General features: G+C 29.4%; 4 protein-coding genes. All 4 read right to left on the reverse strand.

What is annotated here, in order from left to right:
* Positions 1 to 262: transposase (locus tag BM212_RS11870; protein WP_143744960.1), on the reverse strand; the 262-nt coding region annotated here is incomplete at its 3' end.
* Between the two features lie 79 nt (positions 263 to 341).
* On the reverse strand, positions 342 to 1,655 hold the full coding sequence (locus BM212_RS11875; protein ID WP_091898741.1) for a phospholipase D-like domain-containing protein: 1,314 nt from the start codon (positions 1,653 to 1,655) through the stop codon (positions 342 to 344).
* A gap of 101 nt (positions 1,656 to 1,756) precedes the next feature.
* Positions 1,757 to 2,968, reverse strand: coding sequence for a DNA cytosine methyltransferase (locus BM212_RS11880; protein WP_091898743.1), 1,212 nt, complete (start codon positions 2,966 to 2,968; stop codon positions 1,757 to 1,759).
* Positions 2,969 to 3,046: 78 nt separating this feature from the next.
* Positions 3,047 to 4,867, reverse strand: a complete 1,821-nt coding sequence (locus BM212_RS11885; RefSeq protein WP_091898744.1) for an AIPR family protein — start codon at positions 4,865 to 4,867, stop codon at positions 3,047 to 3,049.
* Positions 4,868 to 5,279: the final 412 nt, after the last annotated feature.

A 5,279-nucleotide genomic window follows, 5' to 3' on the forward strand; every position in this document is an offset into this window, starting at 1 on the left:
CTTGCTTTAAAATATCATTTTCCATTTGAAGCTGGGTATTGGCTTTTCTTAATTCTTTCAATTCTTTCTGTTCAGGTGTTAAGTTATCTTTTTCTTTGAATGAACCGGTTTGATTATGTTGACGTACCCATTTGTCAAAAGCAGATCCTGTAAGGTCATATTCTTCTATGATTTCTTTTCTTGATTTTCCTGCTTTGTGTAAATCAACAATTTGCTTCTTGAATTCTTCTGTATAAGTTCGACGTGGACGACGAGTAGACATGATAGATTCCTCCTGTGTATGTTTGTTTAGTATACACACCTTATCTTTTCTGTCCAACTCAGTGTAACCTATTCAATATTTATACTAAATTGTCATCCTCATTAATTGCTTCCTCTTTCATAAATTTTTCAAAAGAACCAACTGGTGCGAAATCTATGTTGATTATTGAGTAATCTTTTTTATCTCTCCATAACCTCACTGAATCAGTCCCTTTTTTTTGTAACCATTCTCTAGTCACAAGAGTCCTCTCATTTAATTGCAATACATTTATCAAAAGCCATTGTCCTAAGTCAGATTGACCATATAGAGTTCCATCACTTCTTCTTTCTGTTCTACTTCCAGACTGAAGAGCTTTCATATTTTCTTGAGTTACTAGTGCGGGTATTTTCTGTCCGTTAGGTAGTTGCAGATGGAACCTAATTTGAGGTTTATTTTCTTTTGAACCAGAATATAGTTGTTGTCTCTTCTCAAATTCAAAGATATTATGAGTAAAAAAATCTGGAAACTTTTTGTGGAATACTCTTGGGATAGGTATATAAATTTCGTTTAATGGTCTTAATGTGCTGCTCCCTTTATTTTTTGATGCAGCGTTCCAAGCATTTAATCCTGATTTTTCTTGTACTTCTCCTGTCTGATAAGAGTATAGTGGTAAAAAAATCTCATATATATTATCTTCAATGATACTATATTTATCAAAAAACTCATCATATGCTTTAGTTAAAAAAGTAAACGGATCTTCAATTATCTCAATATTTACTTGTTCTAAGATTGCGGTATCGTTGTATGTATTCGAAAATTTTTGCCATATCTGCGAATCCCCTAAAGTATATTTATACTCTTTTAATCCATCATCCCAAGATAAAGATGTATCTGAAAATGAAAAATTCCTTAAATTATTCGTATTGATTAGCGGATATGCTGACTCTTGTAATAAAAACTTACCTTTATCTCTAGTAACATAGTGGTAAATATTTTCATCTTCGGAAAGTCCTAATCTACTATAGTCAGAGAGCATTTTTTCATTTTTCAAATTCGAAATTTTGGTAGCTGCATCTTCAAACTTCGAAGAAGTAAATAAAGGCTCTATCTCACTTTTGTATCTTTTTAATTGCATGACTTTTTGATAAGACGGAGTTGAATTCATCCAAGTTTTAATTCCAATTCCTACACGTTCATTTCCAAAAATAGATAAGATATCATGCGGAGTATTTCCTATATCAACATTTTCAGATTCAAAAGATTTTGCGTATATGGTCTCTTGGAATTTCGAATCTAAATAAGGTATCATATGTCCAGCTTTCTGCTTAAAAAGCCCCGATAATGCTCCATACGCTTTTAAATAATGCAAGTACATATTCTGCTGGCTTGAATCATATCTTTCCCAAATACTCATTAAACCACCTCTAAATTGTTTGTTAATATAATTATATCAAAAAAAAAAGAAGATAGATATAATCTTTAAGGATTAAACTACCTTCTTTCAACAGAATAATACTATTCAAATGAATAAAAATCTAGCATAATATTTCTCTTAATTTTTTTAAAATATTCTTTATTAGATAAATATTTAATTCCATTATCTTTTGAAAATTTTTCAAGCTCTTTATCACTAGATGCTGTTTGAACTAAATAACTTTCTCCTTTAAATCTACCTTCCATTTTCGTATGCATAATATAATATTTGTATTTTATATCTAGTATACTCTCATCAAGATCATTTATATTGCTCAATGCTAGTGATATATTTTCTGCTATCCTTTGAATAACTGGCACAACTACACTGTTTCCAGCCTGTTTATATAACTGTCCATTAGAAATTTTCTTTGGCAACTTAAAGGATTCAGGGAACCCTTGAACTCTGAAAGTTTCATAAGGTGTTAACTTACGTATTCCTGTTTTTGTCTTTATTATAGGAACATTATGTCCTCCTGTCCCCATATTAGCTGTCAATGTTGGTACAACTCCTGATTTATTTTCCCTAACATAATGACGTCTCCACTGATAAATGGTATTTTCATCAGTTACTTCTTTTGCAAGTTTATCATAAAAAGGTTGTTTTCCTTCTATATAATAATATTTTGATTCCATTTCTGAATCAAAATTTATAACATCACGAATTGATTTAGTAAGATTAATTTTTTCTGGAAAGTGAAATTTTTTGAATGCTGCTTTATTTCTAAAACCCACAATGTATATTCTCTCTCTATTCTGAGGAATATTTCCATAATCTTTTCCGTTAAGCACTTGCCATTTTATATAATATCCATTCAAGGTAAGAGCTTCTCTTATAATTTTAAAAGTATTCCCATGATCATGAGTAACCATATTTTTAACATTTTCTATAAATATTGCTTTAGGTTTATTGGACTTTATAATACGTAACAGTTCAAAAAACAAATCTCCTCGATCATCTTCAAATCCCTTTCTGTAGCCTGCTATACTAAAAGCTTGACAAGGAAATCCTCCGACTATTATATCACTATATGGTATTTCTTCTTCTAAAACTTCATGAATATCTCTTTTATCTAACGGTGTATGAGGATGATTTTGTTCATAAGTAATTTGAGCATTCTTATCGTATTCATTTGCGTACACCACTCTGAACTCACCGGTTCTTTCAAAACCCAGCTCAATTCCACCTACCCCACTAAAAAATGCAGAAAGCGTATAACTGCGGGATTTAGTCGAACTTACAGAATTAGTCATACAACACACTCTTCTCTATGATTTTTTTTATAGATATATTATAACACACAAAGAGAAACGCGTACATATGTTCTTTTTCTAATTTGTTGCACTTTCCATATTTTCAACATATTCTAAAAGAATATCAGTAGTTTCCTTTCTTTCAAATAGTTTCCTATCTTGCAATATTTCATCAATACTTAAATTCGGATTTTGTTTTAATAAGCATCTATTAATAATTTGAATAGCACAATCTAAAATTTCATTAGATTTAACTTCATCGAGCATAACCTTTTCAATTAGCTCACTGTTTTTGTTACTTATTTTATCTATCTTATTACTTACAATTTTATTTTTACAACATAAATATCTAACAAGCATCATAATATGCCATCTAGCTCTTCGATATTTTCTATCATAATTATTTAAAACAAATCTTTCAGTTTTATACCATGTCAATCCACTAGCGTAGTATACATTTATAAATCCAAAATCACTTTCATTATTAAATAGTAAACCTCTTGTCTTTTTTTCTACTTTACCGTATTGTCCTGAAACTTCATGTGGAAGATTTAGAAATAAAGCAGATGTCGATTTAATTTGAAAGGGTATATTTATTATTTTAGTTTTTGGAATATTCTCGTCTCTATATTGTTCAGTTCTTCTTTCATAATATAATTTGAAACCTGTGTTTTGCCTTTTTGACTTATAATATTCTTCAATTGCTTTTTGTATTGGTGCTAGTGCTGCTAACTGTTCAGGTTTTAACGTAGTTTGACTATTTGTTGCTTTGATTATATCATTCTTTGTTTCTTCATCATTTGTGGCTATAAATCTAGCAGGTATATAAACATCTTCCTGCTGTTTTAATTCGTCTAGTACTTCAAAGATAACATTACTGGTCTGACAACCATTAACAATTTGATAGTTAACTAAGGTCATTTCTTCTGAGTTTAAATTGATTTCGTCTCCTAATATTGTAATTCCGTTATTTAAAACTCCAAATAAATAACTATTTTTTCCTAATAACTGATTTTTAATATTGTAGTTAACATCAATTTTTTCTTCAGAACCTAAATAATATCGAATATTGTCATCAAATATTCCCTTTCTGAGGATTTTTTTACCTGATACTTCATCAGTAAGTATTTTTATAAATTCTTCTAATTTAATTAAACCGTAGTATCCATTTTTTATTTTCCCTGTAACATCTTTAGGATAAGTCACTGGTGTTTTGGTCATGTTTACAACTATCTCTAAATCCGAATTTATTTTTCTATGCAACTCCATTATTCTCTTCAAACCCAAAAATTGAGGTTCAAGTACTTTATTAAACATACCTAAATCTACTAAATCATTTATTCCTAGATCAACTGCTGATTTAAGGTGAGGGTCTGATAAATTAATATCATTTGGAGAAAGACTAGCAAAAATAGTATTAAGTACAGGTGGCTGTTTAAACTTACTCGCTTTAGTGTAAATATACTTTGCGGTTTCCCAAAATTCTTTAAGTTCTGGTATCTCACAGTTTTCAAAATTAAAAAACCTTCTTATTCCAGTAAAAAAATCATTTATTTCAGTGCGATTAAATAAATCTGATGTTTTTGATTGGCTAAAGTAAAATTCCACTTCAAATCTTTTGGTATTTTGAATCACATCATCCACATCTTCAATACTTTTTACAAATTTATCCGCAACGAAAATTGCCACCCCATCAATCCCAAATGCTGTTTTGGTCTCCATATCATAAAAACTGGCATTCGGATCATTACCATATAAAGTTAATATTAAGTCATTAATATAGCTTTCAAAAATACTGTGCTCATCTTTTGCTTTATTTGAGGTAATTTCATATTTTTCTATGAAGTCTTTTATATATGTGGAAATAATGGGATTTTTTATAGTTGTTTGTTTGTTCACTCATTTTTCCTTCTTTCTAGTTAATTTAAAATTCTGCATAATGAATATTATAGCAGATTTAAAAATACTTGAGGTATTAGTTTCAACGCTTAAATTTGTACTACATTTTATTCTAATGATCATTAGTAATGTTTACAATATTAATTTGAAACAAATTTTTATAATTCTCATGTTATATATCAATTGAGATTTCACCTCTACTTATAACACACTATACCTAATTTTAGATATGAGAGTGTAAAATATCTTGTGTAAATAGAAAAAAGGAAGTCCCTTCTGTAGAATAGAGTTACCACACTACATTCACAGAAAAGAGGACTTCCCTATGAACAATCTTACTACAGATATCTTACAGACTCTAGCCACAAAAGGTGATTTAAACGAATGTTTTCGTTCTCATCTAGAATTAGCC

Origin of the sequence: Marinilactibacillus piezotolerans, assembly GCF_900114235.1 — a bacterium.
GTDB classification, from domain to species: domain Bacteria; phylum Bacillota; class Bacilli; order Lactobacillales; family Carnobacteriaceae_A; genus Marinilactibacillus; species Marinilactibacillus piezotolerans.

Bases quoted from the DNA above. Each gene is read 5' to 3' on its own strand.
- BM212_RS11875 (WP_091898741.1), bottom strand. From the start codon at position 1,655: ATGAGTATTTGGGAAAGATATGATTCAAGCCAGCAGAATATGTACTTG.
- BM212_RS11880 (WP_091898743.1), bottom strand. From the start codon at position 2,968: ATGACTAATTCTGTAAGTTCGACTAAATCCCGCAGTTATACGCTTTCT.